This is a genomic window from Novosphingobium lentum NBRC 107847 (assembly GCF_001590965.1).
Classification (GTDB): Bacteria; Pseudomonadota; Alphaproteobacteria; order Sphingomonadales; family Sphingomonadaceae; genus Novosphingobium; species Novosphingobium lentum.
Window position 1 is genome coordinate 98,098 of record NZ_BCTW01000013.1, and the last position, 20,500, is coordinate 118,597.

The window sequence follows — 20,500 nt, forward strand, 5'->3', positions numbered from 1 at the left end:
TGATGCGGCGACGGATCGCCGCAACGGCATGACGCGCGGCTGAACGGACCGTTCCCGCGCACGCACTGCACTAGACCTTGCGGCGATGCCCCGCTAAGCGCGCCCCATATGGCAGCAGCACCGATACTAAGCTGGGAAGGCCTTGGCCTTGTCCAGGGGAACGGCTGGCTGTTCCGCGACCTCGACATCCACGTCGGCCCGCGGGACCGGCTGGCGCTGATCGGGCGCAATGGCGCGGGCAAGACCACATTGCTCAAACTGCTGGCGGGCCAGGTCGATGCCGACAAGGGCACGCGCTCGGTCCAGCCCGGCACGCGCATCGTCACGCTGGAGCAGGACCCGTTCTTCACCGGGTATGACAAGCTGATCGATTTCGCGCTGGCCGGCCCCGATGCCCCGCCACGCCACGCGGTGGAAGCCATCGCCGGGCAGCTGGGCATCGATCTGGAACGCAATGCGACCAGCGCCAGCGGTGGTGAACGGCGCCGCGCCGCGCTCGCCCGCGCGCTGGCATCCGAACCCGACCTGTTGCTGCTCGATGAGCCGACCAACCACCTTGATCTCGCCGCGATCGACTGGCTGGAAAGCTGGCTGCAACGCTACAACGGCGCGTTCGTGGTGATCAGCCATGACCGCACCTTCCTCACCCGGCTGACCAAGGCGACGCTGTGGCTCGATCGCGGATCGATGCGGCGCAAGGAAGTCGGCTTTGGCGGCTACGAGGCGTGGATGGAGCAGGTCTTCGCCGAAGAGGCGCGCAACGCCGACCGGATGGACGCCAAGCTCAAGATCGAGGCGCACTGGCTGGAACGCGGCGTCACCGCGCGGCGCAAGCGCAACCAGGGCCGCCTCGAAAAGCTGTGGGAAATGCGCGCCGCCCGCGCCGCGATGCTCACCCCCACCGGTGTCGCCAAGCTGTCGCTGGGCACCGACGATGTGAAGACCCGCGCGGTGATCGTGGCAGACAAAGTGGTCAAGCGGTTCGGGGCCGGAGACACCCAGCGCACGATCATCAAGGACTTTTCGCTGCGCATCACGCGCGGCGATCGCATCGGCGTGGTCGGCGCGAACGGTGCGGGCAAGACCACCCTGCTCAAGTTGCTGACCGGCGAGATTGCGCCCGACGAGGGCAAGATCACGCTGGCCAAGACGCTCGACGGGGTGATCATCGACCAGCAGCGCAGCCTGATGTCGCCCGAAAAGCGCGTGCGCGATGTGCTCGCCGAAGGCGGCGACTGGATCGACGTGCAAGGCGTGCGCAAGCACATCCAAGGCTACCTGAAGGACTTCCTGTTCGATCCCAACATGGTCGAGGCGCGCGTCGGCACGCTGTCGGGCGGCGAACGCTCACGCCTGCTGCTGGCGCGCGAGTTCGCGCGCAAATCCAACCTGCTGGTGCTCGACGAGCCGACCAACGATCTCGATCTCGAAACGCTCGACCTGCTGCAGGAAGTGATCTCGGACTACGACGGCACCGTGCTGATCGTCAGCCACGACCGTGATTTCCTTGACCGCACGGTGACGATCACGCTCGGGCTCGATGGGTCGGGCAAAGTCGATGTGGTCGCGGGCGGCTATGCCGACTGGGAAAAGCAGCGCAAGGGTCGCGTGCTGCCCGTGGGCAAAAGCAGGACCGAAGCCGCGCCGCCACCGCCTCCCCCGCCGCCCGCGAAAAAGGCCAAGCTGACCTACAAGGACCAGCGCGACTACGAGATCCTGCCGACGCGGATCGAGGAACTGGAAGCGGCGATTGCGCGCGACGAGGCCGCGCTGGCCGACCCGGCGCTGTATGTCGCGAACCCGGCGAAGTTTGCCGCGCTGACGGCCGCGATCGCCAAGGCGCAGGCGGACAAGCACGCCGCCGAGGAGCGCTGGCTGGAGCTGGCGGAGCTGGTCGAAGGGTAAGCAGCCCCTCCGTCAGTGCTGCGCACTGCCCGCAGGGCCGGTTGGAGGGGCCTTCGCTACGCCGCCGCCAACCGCTCCCGCGTCCGCTCCTCCACCCGCTGTTCCAGCATCGACAACGGCATCACGCCCTCCTTGAGGATGTCGTGGAACCACGGCAGACTGAACTTGTCGCCCAGCGCCGTGCGGGCCTTTTCGCGCGTGGCCACCCACGCGGTATGGCCCATCTTGTAGCTGCACGCCTGCCCGATCATGGTGCAATAGCGCTCGACCTCGCGCTGGCTGCGCGCAGGCGCAAAGCCGACGGTGTCGACCATGTACGCGGTCGCCTTCTCGCGGCTCCATTTGTAGTGGTGGATGCCGGTATCGACCACCAGCCGCGCCGCGCGGAACAGGAACGACTGCAGGTATCCGGCGCGCTCGATGCCGTTGTACGCGCCCAGCTCATCGGACAGCTGCTCGGCATAAAGCGCCCAGCCCTCGCCGTAGGACGAGATGAAATAGTTCTTCAGCAGCAGCGGCAGCTCCCCGCCGGCCTGCGCGTAGCCGCCCTGCAGGTGATGCCCGGGAATGCCCTCGTGATAGGTGAGCGAGGGCAGCGAATATTTCGGCCACTCGGCGGTGTCCTTGAGGTTGATCCAGTAGATCGCCGGGCGCGATCCATCGAGCGCAGCGGAGTAGTAATAGCCGTTCGACGCGCCGTCCTGGATCTCCGGCGGCACGCGGCGGATTTCGAGCGGATTGTGCGGGAACCCGGCGAACGCCTGCGGCAGCCGCTGTTCCATTGCCGCGATCCCGGCGTTGAGGCTGGCGATCAGCCCCGCCCGGCCCGCGTCGGTGTTGGGCCACAGCTGTTCGGGCGCATGGTTCAATGCGGTCAGTCGCGCGCCGACCGACCCAGTGGTGAAGCCGGCAGCTTTCAGGATCGCGTCGAGCTTGCCGGTGATGTCTGCCACCTGGTCGAGCCCGATCTGGTGGACCTGCTCGGGCGTGTCGTCGGTCGTGGTCGCCTCGCGCAGCGCGGCGGCGTAGATCGCGTCACCCTGCGGCAGGCGCCACGCCCCGTCGCCGTCCTTCGTGGTGCGACGAAGCTGCTCCATCAGCGCGATCTGGCGATCGAGCGCGGGATAGACCGTGCCGCCGACGATCCGCGCCGCGCGGGCCTGCCACGCCCCGGCCAGGCCCTTGGCCGTGGTGCGCCGCACCAGCGACTGGACCATGGCGTTGCTCTCGGGCGTGGCCGCGCGCAGCTTGCGCATCTGGCCCAGCGCCAGGTCGATCGACCAGCCCGGCGCCACGATCCCGCGCGCGCCCAGCTTGCGCTGATAGGCGGTTTCATCGTCCAGCACCTTCCCGAAACCCGAAAGCCGCGACAGGTAGGCTTCCGCATCGGCCGACGTTTCAACGGTGTGCTGGCTGTCGAGGAAATCGGGCACCCCGAAGTACGCGCCGCCCTGCTGGGTAATCGTATAAGGGCGCTGAACGGATGACAGCTCGAACCGCGATGCGACCAGCCGCTGTTCGAACATGTACAGCAGCACATCGCGGTTGCGCTTGCCCGCCTGGCTCAGCCCTGCCGGATCAAAGGCGCGGATCCTCGCCAGCGAGCGCCGGTTGGCCGCGAGCGTGACCGCGCGATGGGCCTCGCTGCGATCGTCGAGCCGATATTTCAGCTGTGCGCGCGGACCCTTGTCGAGCCCATACCCGGTCGCATCCTCGGGCGCGAGCAGCAGCTCATCGTAGAAGATCCGGTCGAGCGCAGCGTTGAACGCGGCGTCGGTCGATCCCTTGCCAAACGCCACGCCCGGCCGCAGCAACCCCCACGTCAGCGCCGCGCCGCCAGCGCCCAGGAATTCGCGTCGTTCCAGCATCGAAATGGCCATTGTGCGTCCCGCTGATTGTTTCAATCGTTACCGATTTCCACGCGGTGCGAGCCATGGCAAGTGCGATCGTGCACCGTTGGTCGATTGCCGTCAGCCGTTCATCGGATGCGATAGAAATCCGCCACCCGATCGAGCGCGATCCCGAGCACCAGCTTGCCGCTGCGGACCGGCCAGGCCAGCGCCTTTTCCGCCACCGGCACGCTGTCGCCTGCGCAGACCACGCGCCACAGGATGTCCGACAGCCCGCTGCCGGCGGCCCCGACTGCGCTGTCGAACCGGTGCCGCGCGGCGATCTGCCGTTCGCTGGCGCTCAGTCCGCCGTCGCCGCCGCTCCCTTTGATGCGGACCACATCCCAGCGCATGGTGACGCTGGGCGCGAGTTGCGCGCGTTCCCAATCGGCGCGCAGACGCTCGCCCGCATTGAACTGACGATCGGTCAGATGCCCCCGCGCGTGGAGCCAGCCAAGCGGCGATTCGGCCAGGTTGACCGTCACGCTGCGGCATCCGGTGGCGCGATTTTCGCGCTTGCGCGGACCTGCCGCAGTGAGTTCGCGTTCCACGAGAATGGGTTTCATGACGTCACCTTTGCATTAAGGGGCACATAACAGGAACAATGTCCGAAACGCCCCTTGCTCCCGCATCTGCTTTGTAGGAAAGCGAAAAACCAAACCGGTTCGCCGAGGATCCCGCTGTCATGATCAACCGAATCCGAGACATCAGGAAACAGAAGGGCATGACTCTGTCCGATGTGGCGGTAAACTGCGATCCGCCGACCACTGCGCAAACGATTGGCAGGCTCGAAACCGGGATGCGCAATCTTTCGCTGGTGTGGATGAACCGGATCGGTGCAGCGCTGGGGGTCGATCCGCAACTGCTGGTCAAGGCCGACAACGATGGTGCCCCGCGCGCGGTGGCACGTCTTGGCGCGCAGGGCGCAGAGGCGCTGGCCCGGCCGACCGATGCCGTGCTGCCGATCGAACTGCTGGGCGATGAAAAGCTGATGGCGCTGCTCGTCGACGTCGGCGCCGGCGAATATCGCGCGGACGACCAGGTGTGGCTGCGCGAAGTCGGCCCGGACGACTATGCGCGCGCGCTCAATCGCGATGTGCTGGCCCCCCGCCCTGCCGGACGGTTCGCGTTCGGCCGGATGATCGACCAGCGCGATGGCCGCATCGCGCTGCTGCCGCCGGGACCGGGGCAGCGGCAGGTGGTGATCGACCAGCCGGCCTGGCTCGGCGTTGCGGAAATGCTCGTGCGGCGGCTCTGACCGTGGACGACACGCCGGTTGAGGGCGCGCGCCCGCGCCGCCTGCTGTCGATCGCGACGCTTTATCCCACGCCTCGCCGCCCGGCGTTCGGCCGGTTCGTGGCGCGCCAATTGCATGCGCTCGCCGCGCGCGACGACTGGGACGTCACCGTCATCAACCCCATCGGCTTGCCACCGGTCAAGCTGGCCCGTTATGCCGACGTGGCCGCGACCGTGCCGTTCGAACAGGACGGCGATCTGGCCGTCCATCACGTGCCGTTCACGCTAGTGCCGGGGTTGAGCGGGCGGTTCAACCCGGCGCTGATCGCGCGCGCGGTGCTGCCGCTGGCGCGCAAGCTGCACGCCGAGCATTCGTTCGACCTGGTCGACGCCCAATTCTTCTATCCCGACGGCCCCGCCGCGATGCGCATTGCCGATGCGCTGGGCCTGCCGCTGGCGATCAAGGCGCGCGGTTCCGACATCCATGTGTGGGGCGGCAACGCGTCGGCGCGCAAGCAGATGCTGGCCGCTGCGGACCGCGCCGCGGTGCTGCTGTCGGTGTCGCATGCGCTGGCCCGCGACATGGCGGCGCTCGGCATGGATCGCGGCAAGATCGCGGTGCATTACACCGGGCTCGACCACGACCGGTTCAAGCCCCTGCCCCGCGCCGCCGCGCGCCAGCTGGCCTCGGCGATGCCCGATCAGAACATCCCGGTCGAAGGCCGCCTGCTGCTCAGCGTCGGCGCGCTGATCCGCATCAAGGGCCAGTCGCTGGCGATCGAGGCGCTGGCGCAACTGCCCGCCGACGTCCGGCTCGCGCTGGCCGGCACCGGCGAAAACGAGCCGGTGTTGCGCGCGCTGGCCGCACGGCTCGATCTGGCGGAGCGGGTCCATTTCCTCGGCGCGGTGGGGCACGAAACGCTGCCCGCGCTGCTCAGCGCCGGCGATGTCATGGTGCTGCCGTCAGAGCGCGAAGGGCTCGCCAACGCGTGGATCGAGGCGCTTGCGTGCGGCACGCCGCTGGTCATCCCCGATGTCGGCGGCGCGCGCGAGGTGGTGAACGATCCGGTCGCCGGCCGCATCGTGGAGCGCACCCCCACCGCCATCGCCGACGCGGTGCGCGATCTGCTCGCCGATCCGCCCGCGCAGGATGCGGTCGCGGCCAGCGCCGCGCGGTTCAGCTGGGACGCTAACGCCGCCGCGCTGGCCGGGTTCTATACCGCAGCGGTTGTGGGCAGAGCGCCCGCCATCGACTGATCCAAACGGGTAGCGTCAGGCGCCTTCGCGGGCGAGCCGTTCCTGCCGGTCCTGTGCGGATTCGTTGGGGACGAAGCTGCCCGAGGTCACGCGCAGCCAGATCAGGATCGGCGCGGCCATGTAGATCGAGCTGTATGTGCCGACGAAAATGCCCAGCGTGATCGCCGCAGTGAAGCCGAAGATTACCTGCGGCCCCAGCAGCAGCAGCGCGGTGAGCGTGATCAGCATCATCAGCGAGGTCATGACGGTGCGCGCCAGCGTCTCGTTGACCGAAAGATCGAGCAGCTCGGGCATCGGCATGCGCCGGTATTTCTTCAGGTTCTCGCGGATGCGGTCATAGACCACGATCGTGTCGTTGAGCGAATAGCCGATCAGCGTGAGCAAGGCCGCGACGATGTTCAGATCGAACTCGATCTGCGTCACCGCGAACATGCCCAGCGTCAGTGAAACGTCGTGCACCAGGCTGACGAGCGCGCCCACGCCGAACTGCCATTCGAACCGCACCCAGATGTAGATCGAGATGGCGATCGCGGCGAAACCCAGCGCCTTGAACGCGGTCCAGCCCAGTTCCTTGGAAACTTTGCCCGATACCGAATCGACACCATCGATGCGCACGTCGGCGTGCTTGGCCTTGAGGTCGGCGGTGATCGTGCGCGTCATTGTGTCGGCCAGCGCCGGATCGTGGTCGGCACCCTTGGGCAGCTTCATCCGGATCGAGACCTGGTTGGGCTTGCCATACGTCTGGATGATCGGTTCGCCATAGCCCAGCGCGGTCACTTCGCTGCGCAAGCCGCCGACGGGCGCGGTGGCGCTGCGTTCGAACGTGGCGCGGATCATCTGGCCACCGACGAAATCGACGCCGAAATTCAGCCCCTCGGTCAGCACCAGCGCCCATGACGCCAGGACCAGAAGTCCGCTGACGATGAAGAACGGGATGCGCCACTTGAGGAAGTGGATGTTGGTGTCGTCGGGGACAAGCTTGACGAGTTTCATGTGCCTGACCTCAAATTTCTATGGTCGACGGGCGCGCCTTGCGCAGCCACTGGGATACCCACAGGCGGGTCATGGTCATCGCGGTGAACACCGATGTCATGATGCCGATCACCAGCACCACCGCGAAACCCTTGACCGGGCCCGAGCCGAACAGGAACATCAGCACCGCGGCGATGATGTTGGTGATGTTGGCGTCATAGATCGCGCGGCTGGCTTCCTTGTAGCCCATCTCCACCGCCTGGACCACGCGGCGTCCGCGCTTGCGTTCCTCACGGATACGCTCGTTGATCAGCACGTTGGCGTCCACCGCCGCGCCGATCGTCAGCACGAACCCGGCGATGCCCGGCAGCGTCAGCGTGGTGTTGACGATCGCCATCACGCCCAGGATCATCAGCACGTTGATGACCAGCGCAATGTCGGCATAGACCCCGAACCGGCCGTACGTGAAGAAGATGAAGGCCATCACCGCCACGGTGCCGACCAGCATTGCGATCATGCCCTTGCGGATCGAATCCGCGCCGAGATCGGGCCCGACGGTGCGTTCTTCCACCACCTTGAGATCGACCGGCAACGCGCCCGATCGCAGCGAGATCGCCAGCTGGTTGGCGCTTTGCGCGGTGAAGCTGCCCGAAATCTGCGCGGTCCCGCCGATGATCGGCTCGTTGATGTTGGGCGCCGACAGGACTTTGCCGTCAAGGATGATCGCGAACGGCTTGTTGACATTGGCCGTGGTCAGCTTGGCGAACTTGGCGCCGCCTTCGTTGTTGAAGGTGATGCTGACCACCGGCTCGTTGGTCTGCTGGTTGTTGCTCTGCTGCGCGTTGGTCAGCGTGTCGCCGCGAATGCCGCCCAGCCGCTTGACCGCCAGCCGGGTGCCGGCCTGCGGCGAGCCCGGTGCGAACGGCACCAGCTCGCTGCCCGGGGGCACGATGCCCTTGGCGATGTCGGACGGCAGCGCGGTGGTGTCGACCAGCTTGAATTCGAGCTTGGCGGTCTGCCCCAGCAGGCTTTTCAGCGCGGCGGGATCCTGCAGGCCGGGAACCTGCACGACGATGCGATTGTCGCCCTGCCGGATGATGGTGGGTTCGCGCGTGCCCAGCGCGTCGATGCGCTTGCGCACCACTTCCACGGCAGTGTCCATCGCCTGCGTCACCGCCTGCGCGATGCCTTCGGGCGTGGGGGTGAGGATGAACCGCGTGCCGTCGACGACCTCGATCTTCCAGTCGCGCTGGCCGGTCAAGCCCGCACCGCTGGTCAGCGGCAGGACCATTTCGCGCATCGCGTCGACCTGCGTCGGGTCCTGCACCACGAACGTCAGCGTGCCGTTGGTCTGCGCAATGTCGCTGACGCGCACTTTGCCATCGGACGACGCGACTTTGCCGCGCACCGATTCTTCCATGCCTTCAAGCCGCTGCGACGTGACCTGGCTGGGATCGGCTTCGAGCAGGATGTGGCTCCCGCCGGCAAGGTCGAGCCCCAGGTTGACGCGCGGTTCTGGCAATTGCGAGGGCCAGGCGAACCCGGCGGCGGTGGTCAGCGACGGGATCGCGGCCAGGATGCCGATGATCGTCAGCGACCACAGCCAGATCACCTTCCAGCGGGGAAAATCGAGCATGTCCGGAAAATCTTCCCTGAAATCAGTCGTTGGCCGGCGCGGTGGCGTTGGGCGGGATCACATCGCCGATGGTCGAGCGCACGGCCTTGACCCGCACGTTCGGCCCCAGTTCCAGATCGACGTAAGTGTCATCGACCTTGATCACCTTGGCCACCAGCCCGCCGGCGGTGACGACCTGATCGCCCTTCTGCAACCCGGCGATCTTGGCCTGGGTGTCCTTCTGCCGACGCATCTGCGGGCGCAGGATCAGGAACCAGAAGATGAAGCCCATCGCCACCAGCGGCAGGAACTGCATCCACGCGGGCGGTTCGGCAGGGGCCGCGCTGGTGGCAGCGGCGGACAGGACGGAAAGCAGGGAGGAAGTGATCATGGGTCGGGCGACGTTCTCTTGCATCTGCCACACCGAACAAGTCGCGCGCTGCGCGGCGCTCTTGCCGGGCGGGCCGGGTTCTGGCTTGCCGGATGGACCGGTTTGTGACCCGTTACGGGATGGTCGGCGCGACTAGCAGCAATGCGCGATCAAGGCAACGATGGCCGATGGCGGGACGTCACGCCGCCAGCGCGGACGAATGGTCGGCAGGCGAGCGCTTGCCTTCCCGGATCGTCGTGCCTATAGGGCGCCCCTCGGTCGGGACGTAGCGCAGCCTGGTAGCGCATCACACTGGGGGTGTGGGGGTCGGAGGTTCGAATCCTCTCGTCCCGACCAGTTTCCTTAGAACAGGAAACAGCGACCGGGCGGCCGATGGTCCGTTTTGCGCGACGGCCTTACCGCCCCACCGTGCAGCTTCGCAAAACCATTGTCCTACACGAACCGATCTGGTTACATGCTCCGGCTCCCGATTCTTATGGCGGAGCATGGCGATGGCGCTTCTCGATAGCATTCTTACCCCGCTCGCGGCGATCATCGACAAAGTGATCCCCGATCCCCGGCAGCGCGATGCGGCCAAGCTGGAACTGCTCAAGCTGCAGGGCACGCAGGAACTGGCGGGGATGCAGAGCCAGCTGTCCGCGATCATCGCCGAAGCGCAGTCGCCCGATCCGTGGACCAGCCGCGCGCGGCCCGGATTCCTTTACGTGATGTACGTCATGATCCTGTGGTCGCTGCCGATGGGGCTGATCGCCGCGTTCCGGCCCGACGCCGCGCGCGACATCGCCAGCGGCATCACCGGCTATCTCGCGGCGTTGCCCGAACCGCTCTACGGCCTGTTCGGCACCGGCTACCTTGGCTACACGGCGGCGCGCCAGTGGGGCAAAGCCAGGGGCACCGACCGGTAGAGTTTATTCCACTGGCGTGGAAGCGGCACCAGCCCACTCCCCCGGCCCGGCCACCCGACAGGATATCTTATGGGTGGTTGGGCCGAGGGAGTGGGCCGGTGCCGCACCTGTTTCAGCCTCGCTGAAACAGACTCCATTTCCCCTTGGTTAGTTTCGCGTAACCATTTGCTGCTATGGCGTTTGTTCAACCGAAGTATTTTGCCCGGTCGGGCTGAGGAAGCGAACGCGTGAACAGGCTGAAAGCGGTAGGTTTGGCGGGCATTGCGCTGCTGGGCGGCATGCTCGGCGGTTGTGGCAACGAGCAGGCCGTGCGCGACGCGGCGCTGGAGCGACGGCTGGCCGCCGCCGAATCGAAAGCGGACCGCGCCCAGATCAAAGCCGATGCGGCCGCGGCCGATGCGGCGCATCAAACCCCGGCCGAAGTGCCCGAAGCCGCCGTGGAGGACGACGAAGACGCCGGCCCACCAGCCAACGATCCCGCCGCCGATCTCAACAGCAACAACGATCTGCCCGATACCGAAATGCCACCACCCCCGCCACCCGCGGTGCCCGACAGTGGTGGTGGTGGCGGCGATTCCCCGCCGCTCCACGGTCCTGCCGTCCATTAAGCGGCCAGCACCCGGGGCGGTTGGCCTGACCCCGTGTTGGCCTGACCCCGTGTTGACCTGATCCAGCCCTCGGTCTTGCGTCACGGCGCGCCGGGGCTATCAGGGGCGCCGTTCCACGCCAGCCCGACAGGTCCGCCGATGCCCGCAACTTCGCAAGACAACACGCCAGACGTTTCCGCCGGTACGACGGTGTTCGTGCTCAACGGGCCGAACCTCAACCTGCTGGGCATGCGCGAACCGGCGATCTACGGGTCGGACACGCTCGACGACATCGCCGGGATGCTGGAAGATCGTGCGCGCGAACTGGGGCTGCACATCGACATGCGCCAGTCCAACCATGAAGGCCATCTGGTCGACTGGCTGCACGAAGCGCAGGCCAGCGGCGCCAAGGCGGTGCTGATCAACGCCGGCGCCTATACCCACACGAGCGTGGCGCTGCACGATGCGATCAAGGCAATCCGCACCCCGGTGATCGAAATTCACTTGTCCAACCCGCACACGCGCGAACCCTTCCGGCACAAAAGCTTTGTCGGCATGGCGGCAAAAGGCTCGATCGCGGGATTCGGTGCCCGCAGCTATCTGCTCGGGCTGGAGGCGGCGGCCGGCCTCTGAATCGGCCTCTGAATCGGCCCGGCCGTCCAGTTTTCCACGATTGCGGGCCGGGTTGCGCGCCCGGCACCCCTTGCCAGCCTTGCCTGCCCCGCGCATAGCGACCGCCAGTTTCGGATACCGCGAGGAATAAAATGAGCGCCGACAAGGACAGCACCGGCCATGCCGGGCACGGCGAGAAAATGGCCATCGACAGCGCGCTGGTGCGCGAGCTGGCCGAACTGCTGGGTGAGACCGGCCTGAGCGAGATCGAGGTCGAGGACGGCCATCGCAAGATCCGCGTTGCCCGCACGATGACCGCCGTGGCCGCAGCGCCCGTGGCCTATGCCGCGCCCGCCGCCGCCGCCCCTGCCGCATCCGCCGCTGCGCCCGCCCCCGTCGCCGACCCGCATGCCAATGCGGTCAAGTCGCCGATGGTCGGCACCGTCTATCTTTCCGCCGAACCCGGCAGCACGCCGTTCGTCAGCGTCGGCCAGGCGGTCAAGGCCGGCGAGACGCTGGTGATCGTGGAGGCGATGAAAGTGATGAACACCATCACCGCACCCGCCGCCGGCACGGTCAAGGCGATCCTGGTCGAAAATGCCCAGCCGGTCGAATACGACCAGCCGCTGGTCGTGATCGCCTGATCCGCCGGGACTGAGCGACCAGCCATGGCGATATCCCGCATCCTTATCGCCAATCGCGGCGAGATCGCCCTGCGCATCCACCGCGCGGCGCACGAAATGGGCATCGAGACGGTCGCGGTGCATTCCACCGCCGATGCCGATGCGATGCACGTGCGGCTGGCCGATCGCGCGGTGTGCATCGGCCCCCCCGCGGCGCGCGACAGCTACCTCAATGTCGCCGCGATCATCTCGGCGGCCGAAATCAGCGGCGCCGACGCGATCCATCCCGGCTATGGCTTCCTGTCGGAAAACGCGCAGTTCGCCGAAATCGTCGAGGCGCACGGGCTGATCTGGATCGGCCCCAAGCCCGAACATATCCGCACCATGGGCGACAAGGTCGAGGCAAAGCGCACCGCCGGCGCCCTGGGCCTGCCGCTCGTCCCCGGCTCCGACGGCGCGATCAGCGATCCGGTGGAAGCGGCGAAGATCGCGGCCGAAATCGGCTATCCGGTGATCATCAAGGCGGCATCGGGCGGCGGCGGACGCGGCATGAAAGTCTGCACCGGGCCGGACGACCTGACCACGCTGATGCAGCAGGCCGGGTCCGAGGCCAAGGCCGCGTTCGGCGATGCGACGGTCTATCTCGAAAAATACCTCGGCAACCCGCGCCACATCGAATTCCAGATCTTCGGCGATGGCAAGGGCAACGCCATCCATCTGGGCGAGCGCGACTGTTCGCTGCAGCGCCGCCACCAGAAAGTGCTGGAAGAAGCGCCCTCGCCCGTGATCGGCGCGACCGAGCGCGATCGCATGGGCGGCATCGTCGCGCGCGCGATGGCCGACATGGCCTATCGCGGCGCAGGCACGATCGAGTTCCTGTGGGAAGACGGCGAGTTCTACTTCATCGAGATGAACACCCGGCTGCAGGTGGAACACCCGGTGACCGAGGCGATCACCGGGGTCGATCTGGTGCGCGAACAGATCCGCATCGCCGATGGCAAGCCGCTGTCGGTGGCGCAGGAAGACATCCGCTTCACCGGCCACGCCATCGAATGCCGGATCAACGCCGAAGACCCGATGACCTTCGCGCCCTCGCCCGGGCTGGTGACCAACTACCACGCGGCGGGCGGCATGCACGTGCGCGTCGATAGCGGGTTGTATGCGGGCTACCGCATCCCGCCGTACTACGATTCGATGATCGCCAAGCTGATCGTCTATGGCCGCACGCGCGAAGGTTGCATCATGCGGCTGCGGCGCGCGTTGCAGGAAATGGTGATCGACGGGGTCAAGACCTCGATCCCGCTGCACCAGAAGCTGCTGGAGGACCCGACGTTCCTCAACGGCGACTATTCGATCAAGTATCTGGAAGACTGGCTGGCCGCGCAGCAGGCGATACCGCCGCAGGCCTGACGGGCAAAACGCCGGTCAGGTTTCGTCGGTGCCGGGTCCGGCGAGGCGCGGTTTCCATGTCATCACGCGCCACATGTACGCGATCCCGATCGCCACGATCAGCGCCAGCGCGGCAGGCCCGGTGAACTTCTCCAGCTCGCCGAAATTGCGGCCGAGGTGGAACCCCGCCCAGACCAGCAACGCGTTCCAGATCGTCGCGCCGGCAAACGTGAACGCCAGGAACTTCACGTGCCCCATCCGCGCCAGCCCCGCAGGCAGCGAGATCAGCGTGCGCATGAACGGCGAAAACCGCATGCCGAACACCACCCACTGGCCATGGCGGCGGAAGAACCGCACCAGCGCCTCCACGCCCGTCCAGTCGAGCGTCAGCCAGCGACCCCAGCGCGTCACGAAAGGGCGCAACCGCTCGTACCCGAACGACCGGCCGAGCACGAACCACGCGTAATTGCCCAGCGTCGAGCCGACCGTGCCCGACAGCATCAGCGGGAGCACCTCCATCCGCCCATGTGCCACCGCGATGCCGCCCACGCCCATGATCAGTTCGGACGGGATCGGTGGAAACACGTTCTCCAGCACCATCAGGAACGCAATGCCCCAATAGCCGCCGCCTTCGATGAGATGGAAAATCCAGTCGTTCATGGGTGGGGTAACGTCCGAAACGGGGGGATGGTCCCGACCCTGCGCCGCGTCCCCGCGAAGGCGGGAACCTCAGGCAAACGGGTGCGCTCTGCACCGGCACGAGGTCTCCGCCTTCGCGGGGACGCGGCGGTTGGGGCCAGTCAGAGCCTGGCCTCGATCGCATCCCAGATCATGCCGGGCGTATCGGTGCCGTTGTAGCGATCGATCGCGACGATGCCGGTGGGCGAGGTCACGTTGATCTCGGTCAGCCATTTGCCGCCGATCACGTCGATACCGACAAAGATCAGCCCCATGCGCTTCAGCTCCGCGCCCATTGCCGCGCAGATTTCCTCTTCGCGCGCCGTCAGCGTGGTCGCTTCGGCATAGCCGCCAACCGCCAGGTTGGAGCGGAACTCGCCCTCGCCCGGACGGCGGTTGATCGCGCCGGCGACCACGCCGTCGACCAGCACGATGCGCTTGTCGCCATCGGCCACTTCGGGAAGGAACGGCTGGACCATGAACGGCTCGGGCCAGACCTGTCCGAACAGTTCGGACAGCGCAGACAGGTTGCCGCCATCGGCATCGACCTTGAACACCGCCTTGCCGCCGTTGCCGTGCAGCGGCTTGACCACCACCGCGCCGCTGAAGCCGCCCGCCGCCATCTCGAGCTGGAACGCGCGCACGTCACGCGCCGCACGGGTGATCAGCGTGGGCGGCATGAACCGCGCGTAGTCGAGCACATAGACCTTTTCGGGCGCATTGCGGACCGATCGGGGATCGTTGACCACCAGCGTCTCGCCCTCGAGCCGTTCGAGCAGGTGCGTGGCGGTGATGTAGCCCAGGTCGAACGGCGGGTCCTGCCGCATCAGCACCACGTCGATGTCATGGCCCAGATCGAGCCGCCGCATTTCGCCCAGCTTGTAGTGGCTGCCTGCGATACGCTGCACCGTCACCGGCGAACAATCGGCAAACACCCGGCCCGCCTGCCACGCCAGCGTTTTCACGTCGTAATAATACAGCTCGTGCCCGCGCTCCTGCGCGGACAGCATCAGCGCAAAACTGGAATCGCCGCCGATGTTGATCGAATGAAGCGGGTCCATCTGGACCGCGACGCGAAGGGTCATACTGGAAAACCTCGATGATTAACCCGTCCATTCTGAGCGTGTCGAAGGATTGTCCTTCTTTTGTGCCCAGTCTGGTACTGCACAGTCTGGCGATGCCTCGGAAGAAAAGCAGTGCTTCGACAGGCTCAGCACGGACGGGGTTGGATAACGGTCGGAATTCACACCTGCTGCGGCTCTACGGTTGCCAGGCGTTGGTGATGTGGCGTGGCCAGCGCCCCGGCGCAAGCAGCAGCACGTCGATCCGCATGTCATCGCCATCACGGACATAGCGCGGTGCCAGCACTTCGGCAGCGCGCGCCACGCGTTGCAGCCGCCGCGCATCGATCGCCAGATCGCGGTCGGCCGCCGTGGCGCGCCACTTGACCTCGACGAACGCCACCATGCGCCCGCGCCGCACGATCAGATCGACCTCGCCCGCGCCCACCCGCTGCCGTCGTGCCAACACGCGCCATCCGGCCAGCCGCAGCCACACCATGGCGAACGTTTCGCCCCGCCGGCCCTGCCGTTCCGCCTCGATGCGGCGCGACGTCATGCCTTCAGTTCCAGCGCGCGGGCATAGAGCGCCTTGCGATCGAGCCCATGCGCCTTGGCGACTTGCGCCGCCGCTTTGGACGTCGGCAAATCGGCCAGCGCGGCGAGCAGTTCATCGTCGAGGCTGGCCACATCGGGCGCCGGTGTGGCTGCAGGCGGCCCCGCCAGCACCACGATCTCGCCGCGCGGGGGATGCGCAGTATAATGTGCGACCAGATCCTGCACAGGTCCGGTGCGGCATTCTTCGAACGTCTTGGTCAGTTCGCGCGCCACCGCCAGTTCGCGCCCCGGCAGCCCTGTCGCCATCGCCTCCAGCGTGGCGACCAGCCGGGGGCCGCTTTCATAGAACACCAGCGTCGCCTTCAACGCCGCGAGTTCGGCCATCGCATCGTCGCGCGCCTTGGCCTTGCTCGGCAGGAACCCGGCGAACAGGAAGCGGTCGGTCGGCAATCCCGCCAGCGTCAGCGCGGTGATCGCCGCGCTGGGCCCCGGCAAGCTGGTGATCGCGATGCCGCGTTCGCGCGCGGCGCGCACCAGCCGGTATCCGGGATCGGAAATCAGCGGGGTTCCCGCATCGCTGACCAGCACGACCGCTTTTTGGACCATTTCGGCGAGCAGGCTTTCGCGCGCGGCTTCGCTGGCATGATCGTCGTACCGCCGCATCGGTTTCTTGATTGCAAGGTGATTCAGCAACTTGCCCGTGACGCGGCTGTCTTCGCAGGCTACGATGTCGCAAGCCTCGAGCACCTGGACAGCCCGGCGCGTGATGTCGCCGAGATTGCCAATCGGGGTGGCGACTATATAGAGCCCGGGGTCAAGAGGAGGCGCATCCATGTTCCTCCCAATGGACCGGGTCACGGAGAGCGGCAAGCTATGTTCAAGGGTCAGATCGCGGCGTCCACGCCCGCCATGGGACGCAGCCTGGCGATGCTCGGCACGGTCGCGCTGCTCGCCGGGTGCCAGGTGATCCCGCGCGGACCGGCGCAATCGGGCCCCGCGCCCGTGGCGACCGAGGCGGCGCCGCAAGCCAATGTGCTGCCCACCGACAAGGAGCGCCACCGCGTGGCGCTGCTGGTGCCGTTGTCCGGCCCCAACGGCAGCGTCGGCCAGTCGATCGCCAACGCCACCACGATGGCGCTGCTCGATACCAGCGCGCAGAACGTGCGGATCACCACGTATGATACCGCGACCGGCGCCGGGTCGGCCGCCGCGCGCGCCGTGGCCGACGGCAACAAGCTGATCCTGGGGCCGCTGCTGTCGGACGACGTGGTGGCGGTGTCCAATGTCGCCCGCCCCGCGCACGTGCCGATGATCACGTATTCGAACGACACCAGCGTGGCCGATCGCGACGTGTTCGTGATGGGCCAGGTGCCCGGCCAGTCGATCGCCCGCGTGGTCGATTATGCGCACGGCCATGGGGTCAAGCGGATCGCGGCGATCGTGCCCACCGGCGTCTATGGCCAGCGCGCGTCGGCTGCGCTCGTCGAATCGGCGCGCGCCAGCGGCATCACGGTGACCGACATCGAGACTTACGATCGCGGCAACACCTCGATCGCCAGCGCGGTACGCCGCGCCAAGGACAAAGGACCGATGGACGCGATGCTGATCGCCGACGGCAGCCGCCTGTCGTTGCAGGCCGCGCCGTTCATCGGCACCGGCGTGCAACTGCTCGGCACCGAACTGTGGAGCGGAGAGGTCAGCATCACTCGCAGCCCGGCGTTGCGCGGGGCGTGGTTCGCCGCTGTATCCGACACCCGCTTCGGCCGGTTCGAGACCAGCTATCGCCAGCGTTTTGCCGCCGTGCCCTCGCGGCTGGCGACGCTGGGCTACGACAGCGTCCTGCTCACCATCAACGTCGCGCGCAGCTGGCGTCCGGGCAGCACGTTCCCCACCGCGCGGCTGTATGACCGCGACGGTTTCATCGGGCTGGACGGCGTGTTCCGCTTCAACGGTAGCGGCGTGGCCGAACGCGCGATGGAAGTGCGCCAGGTCGGCGCGGGCACCTTCACCATCGCCAGCCCGGCGCCCGCGCGGTTCTGATGGTTTCTTGGCCCTCTCCCCCTTCAGGGGGAGAGGGTTGGGAGAGGGCGTCGCGCAGGCCGCCCCCCTCTCAACTGCGACTAGCCCGCTACGCGGCCAAGTCTGCGTATCTCTCCCCCTGCAGGGGAGAGAACAGTCATGAACCCGCCAACCTTGCGGATAAGCGCGTGCCCCGGGTTGCACGCGTGAATCCCCGCGTTCTATAGGCGTTCCCCATGGTGGACGACCTGTTCGACAAGCTGCCCACGGGCGGCACAGACAGCTATGACGGTTCGGCGATCGAGGTGCTCGAAGGGCTTGAGCCCGTGCGCCGCCGCCCCGGCATGTACATCGGCGGGATCGACGAACGCGCGCTGCATCATCTCGCCGCTGAAGTCATCGACAACGCGATGGACGAAGCCGTCGCCGGCCACGCCAACCGCATCGAGGTCACGCTTGAGGACGCGCCCGGCAGCGCGGGCAAGCTGACCGTCAGCGACAACGGGCGCGGCATCCCGGTGGATGAACATCCCAAGTATCCGGGCAAGTCCGCGCTCGAGGTGATCCTGACCACGCTGCACTCGGGCGGCAAGTTTTCGGGCAAGGCATATGCCACCAGCGGCGGCCTGCATGGCGTGGGCGTGTCGGTGGTCAACGCGCTGTCGTCGCTCACCCGCATCGAAGTGGCTCGCAACAAGGAGTTGTACGCGCAGGAGTTCAGCCGGGGCCTGCCCACGACCAGGCTGCTGCGCGTGGGCGCGGCGCCCAACCGGCGCGGCACCACGGTCAGCTTCATCCCCGACACCGAGATTTTCGGCGAGGATGCCAAGTTCAAGCCCGCGCGGTTGTTCCGGCTGGCGCGGTCGAAGGCGTATCTGTTCGCCGGCGTGGAAATCCGCTGGAAATGCGCGCCCGCGCTGGCCAGCGACGATGCGCCTGCAGAGGCGGTGTTCCAGTTTCCCGGCGGACTGGCCGATCACCTTGCCGAACAGGTTGCGGGCCGCGAATGCGTGACCGCCCAGTTCTTCCGGGGATCGCAGGATTTCCCGGGCGAGCAGCAGGGCCGCGTCGAATGGGCGATCGCCTGGCCGCTTTGGTCCGACGGATCGTACAGCTATTACTGCAACACCATCCCCACGCCCGACGGCGGCACCCACGAACAGGGCCTTCGCGCCGCGCTGACCAAGGGCATCCGCGCGTTTGCGGAACTGATCGGGCAGAAAAAGGCCAGGGACATCGCGCCCGAGGATGTCGTCACCGGCAGCGAAGTGATGCTGTCGGTGTTCATCCGCGAGCCCCAGTTCCAGAGCCAGACCAAGGACCGCCTGACCAGCCCCGAAGCGGCGCGGATGGTCGAAAACGCGGTGCGCGACCACTTCGACCACTTCCTGTCCGACAACCTCGATCGCGGCAAGGCGCTGCTCGGCGCGGTGATGGAGCGGATGGACGAGCGCCTGCGCCGCAAGGCGGAGCGCGAGATCAAGCGCAAGACCGCGACCAGCGCAAAGCGCCTGCGCCTGCCGGGCAAGCTGACCGACTGTTCGGGCGAAGGCAGCGCCGAAACCGAACTGTTCATCGTCGAAGGCGATTCGGCCGGCGGCAGCGCCAAGCAGGCGCGCGACCGCAAATCACAGGCGATCCTGCCGATCCGCGGCAAGATCCTCAACGTCGCGTCCGCCACCGCCGACAAGATCCGCGCCAACACCGAGATCGCCGATCTGGCGCTGGCGCTCGGCTGCGGCATGCGCAAGGACTGCAACCCCGACAACTTGCGCTACGACCGCGTGATCATCATGACCGACGCCGATGTCGACGGCGCGCACATTGCCACGCTGCTGATGACGTTCTTCTTCCAGGAAATGCCCGAACTGGTCCGGCGCGGGCACCTCTATCTGGCGCAGCCGCCGCTCTATCGCCTCGTGTCGGGCAGCACCTCGGCCTATGCGCGCGACGATGCGCACCGCGCGGAGCTGGAAAAGACCACCTTCAAGAACAAGAAGGTGGAAGTCGGCCGGTTCAAGGGCCTGGGCGAAATGAACCCGCAGCAGCTGCGCGAGACCACGATGTCACCCGCCAGCCGGGGCCTGCTGCGGATCACCTTGCCGCCCGAATACGAAGATCGCGCGGCGGTGAAGGACCTGGTCGACCGGCTGATGGGCCGCAATCCCGAGCACCGTTTCATGTTCATCCAGAACCGCGCGGGCGAACTCGATCCCGACATGATCGACGCCTGATCCGCGCTCGGAACATGATTGCGGGCATACTGGAACGGGCCAGCACAACCGATTCGACGGATTTAACCGGTTCTTAACCATCAATCGACATCGGGGCCCGGGAGTCGGGCCTCGGTTTAACGATCTCTTAGGGGAACTGCGGATACATCCAATGCGGTCGGGGAAGGGACGCCCCGGCAGAAGACATTGGGGACGTTCCTTTTTTCGGAGACCGGACATGAAGTTCATCAAAAAGCTGTTTGCAGACAACGAAGGCGCCACCGCAATCGAGTACGGCCTGATCGCCGCTCTCGTGGCCGTTGCCGCGATCACCGCCATGGGTTCGCTGGGCAACTCGCTGTCGACCACGTTCAACACCGTTTCGGGTCAGATGAACAACGCTTCGGACGGCCATCTCTAAGACTGGCTGACAAGCTGACTACGCGGGGGGCGGTGCCGATGGCGCCGCCCCTTTTCGTTGCGCAATCCGCACATCCCGCCGGGCTGGCATGGAGACCGCACAGACCGCGTTTCGCCCTTGCAAGGTCCCATCGGGCAACCTATCCGCTTAACCGAACGATTAAACGGACAGG

The 20,500-nt window shown here is 66.7% G+C and carries 20 protein-coding genes and 1 tRNA gene; 12 read left to right on the top strand and 9 right to left on the bottom strand.

Translation table 11 applies throughout. From position 1 onward, the window contains the following. The first annotated feature begins 108 nt into the window (after positions 1-108). Positions 109-1,905 (top strand): ABC-F family ATP-binding cassette domain-containing protein, encoded by a 1,797-nt coding sequence (locus NL2_RS13000; RefSeq protein WP_068075929.1) that lies wholly within the window; start codon positions 109-111, stop codon positions 1,903-1,905. Between the two features lie 56 nt (positions 1,906-1,961). On the opposite strand, the gene NL2_RS13005 is transcribed toward NL2_RS13000, so the two are convergent. After that, a complete protein-coding gene (locus NL2_RS13005) occupies positions 1,962-3,785 on the bottom strand; it encodes a DUF885 domain-containing protein (RefSeq protein WP_245647681.1) in 1,824 nt (607 codons plus the stop codon). A gap of 98 nt (positions 3,786-3,883) precedes the next feature. Beyond that, the gene (locus tag NL2_RS13010; protein WP_068075931.1) at positions 3,884-4,360 is read right to left on the bottom strand and encodes a DUF6456 domain-containing protein; all 477 of its coding nucleotides are present in this window, start codon (positions 4,358-4,360) and stop codon (positions 3,884-3,886) included. 119 nt (positions 4,361-4,479) lie between these two features. On the opposite strand from NL2_RS13010, the gene NL2_RS13015 reads away from it, so the two are divergent. Further along, positions 4,480-5,052 (top strand): helix-turn-helix domain-containing protein, encoded by a 573-nt coding sequence (locus NL2_RS13015; protein ID WP_068075933.1) that lies wholly within the window; start codon positions 4,480-4,482, stop codon positions 5,050-5,052. A gap of 2 nt (positions 5,053-5,054) precedes the next feature. Further along, the gene (locus NL2_RS13020; protein WP_068075935.1) at positions 5,055-6,287 is read left to right on the top strand and encodes a glycosyltransferase; all 1,233 of its coding nucleotides are present in this window, start codon (positions 5,055-5,057) and stop codon (positions 6,285-6,287) included. Positions 6,288-6,302: 15 nt separating this feature from the next. Here NL2_RS13020 and secF read toward each other — a convergent pair whose 3' ends face one another. The 3 genes from secF to yajC are packed head-to-tail and all read right to left on the bottom strand — an operon-like array spanning position 6,303 to position 9,265. Continuing rightward, the gene (gene secF, locus NL2_RS13025; protein WP_068075937.1) at positions 6,303-7,280 is read right to left on the bottom strand and encodes a protein translocase subunit SecF; all 978 of its coding nucleotides are present in this window, start codon (positions 7,278-7,280) and stop codon (positions 6,303-6,305) included. A gap of 10 nt (positions 7,281-7,290) precedes the next feature. Next, positions 7,291-8,895: a protein translocase subunit SecD gene (gene secD, locus NL2_RS13030; protein WP_068075939.1), complete on the bottom strand. Its 1,605-nt coding sequence runs from the start codon at positions 8,893-8,895 to the stop codon at positions 7,291-7,293. Positions 8,896-8,917: 22 nt separating this feature from the next. Further along, on the bottom strand, positions 8,918-9,265 hold the full coding sequence (gene yajC / locus NL2_RS13035) for a preprotein translocase subunit YajC (protein ID WP_068075941.1): 348 nt from the start codon (positions 9,263-9,265) through the stop codon (positions 8,918-8,920). A gap of 259 nt (positions 9,266-9,524) precedes the next feature. On the opposite strand from yajC, the gene NL2_RS13040 reads away from it, so the two are divergent. The 6 genes from NL2_RS13040 to accC all read left to right on the top strand — a co-directional run bounded on the left by NL2_RS13040 (position 9,525) and on the right by accC (position 13,402). Then, positions 9,525-9,601: transfer RNA gene (locus tag NL2_RS13040), tRNA-Pro, on the top strand. 155 nt (positions 9,602-9,756) lie between these two features. After that, the gene (locus NL2_RS13045; protein ID WP_068076013.1) at positions 9,757-10,170 is read left to right on the top strand and encodes a holin family protein; all 414 of its coding nucleotides are present in this window, start codon (positions 9,757-9,759) and stop codon (positions 10,168-10,170) included. A gap of 227 nt (positions 10,171-10,397) precedes the next feature. Continuing rightward, positions 10,398-10,778 (top strand): hypothetical protein, encoded by a 381-nt coding sequence (locus NL2_RS13050; RefSeq protein ID WP_068075942.1) that lies wholly within the window; start codon positions 10,398-10,400, stop codon positions 10,776-10,778. A 138-nt stretch (positions 10,779-10,916) separates the two neighbouring features. Further along, entirely contained in the window at positions 10,917-11,390 is a 474-nt protein-coding gene (gene aroQ / locus NL2_RS13055; RefSeq protein WP_068075943.1) for a type II 3-dehydroquinate dehydratase, read from the top strand. A gap of 131 nt (positions 11,391-11,521) precedes the next feature. Then, a complete protein-coding gene (gene accB / locus NL2_RS13060) occupies positions 11,522-12,013 on the top strand; it encodes an acetyl-CoA carboxylase biotin carboxyl carrier protein (RefSeq protein WP_068075944.1) in 492 nt (163 codons plus the stop codon). A gap of 24 nt (positions 12,014-12,037) precedes the next feature. Next, entirely contained in the window at positions 12,038-13,402 is a 1,365-nt protein-coding gene (gene accC / locus NL2_RS13065; protein ID WP_068075945.1) for an acetyl-CoA carboxylase biotin carboxylase subunit, read from the top strand. A gap of 15 nt (positions 13,403-13,417) precedes the next feature. Here the strand turns inward: accC and NL2_RS13070 are convergent, their stop codons facing one another. The 4 genes from NL2_RS13070 to rsmI form a co-directional block, all read right to left on the bottom strand. Further along, positions 13,418-14,041, bottom strand: a complete 624-nt coding sequence (locus NL2_RS13070; protein ID WP_068075947.1) for a DedA family protein — start codon at positions 14,039-14,041, stop codon at positions 13,418-13,420. Positions 14,042-14,181: 140 nt separating this feature from the next. Next, positions 14,182-15,144 (bottom strand): glutathione synthase, encoded by a 963-nt coding sequence (gene gshB / locus NL2_RS13075; protein ID WP_068075950.1) that lies wholly within the window; start codon positions 15,142-15,144, stop codon positions 14,182-14,184. Positions 15,145-15,319: 175 nt separating this feature from the next. Continuing rightward, on the bottom strand, positions 15,320-15,676 hold the full coding sequence (locus NL2_RS13080; RefSeq protein ID WP_068075952.1) for a YraN family protein: 357 nt from the start codon (positions 15,674-15,676) through the stop codon (positions 15,320-15,322). After that, complete coding sequence (gene rsmI / locus NL2_RS13085; protein ID WP_068075957.1) at positions 15,673-16,509, bottom strand: 16S rRNA (cytidine(1402)-2'-O)-methyltransferase; 837 nt, start codon at positions 16,507-16,509, stop codon at positions 15,673-15,675. Before rsmI ends, NL2_RS13080 begins: the two co-directional genes overlap by 4 nt. Before the next feature lie 39 nt (positions 16,510-16,548). On the opposite strand from rsmI, the gene NL2_RS13090 reads away from it, so the two are divergent. The 3 genes from NL2_RS13090 to NL2_RS13100 all read left to right on the top strand — a co-directional run bounded on the left by NL2_RS13090 (position 16,549) and on the right by NL2_RS13100 (position 20,328). Continuing rightward, positions 16,549-17,715 (top strand): penicillin-binding protein activator, encoded by a 1,167-nt coding sequence (locus tag NL2_RS13090; protein WP_245647682.1) that lies wholly within the window; start codon positions 16,549-16,551, stop codon positions 17,713-17,715. A gap of 215 nt (positions 17,716-17,930) precedes the next feature. Continuing rightward, positions 17,931-19,928 carry a DNA topoisomerase IV subunit B gene (parE, locus tag NL2_RS13095; RefSeq protein ID WP_068075959.1) on the top strand — a complete coding sequence of 666 codons (1,998 nt, stop codon included), beginning with the start codon at positions 17,931-17,933 and terminating at the stop codon, positions 19,926-19,928. A gap of 217 nt (positions 19,929-20,145) precedes the next feature. Continuing rightward, positions 20,146-20,328 carry a Flp family type IVb pilin gene (locus tag NL2_RS13100; RefSeq protein WP_068075961.1) on the top strand — a complete coding sequence of 61 codons (183 nt, stop codon included), beginning with the start codon at positions 20,146-20,148 and terminating at the stop codon, positions 20,326-20,328. Positions 20,329-20,500 lie beyond the last annotated feature (172 nt).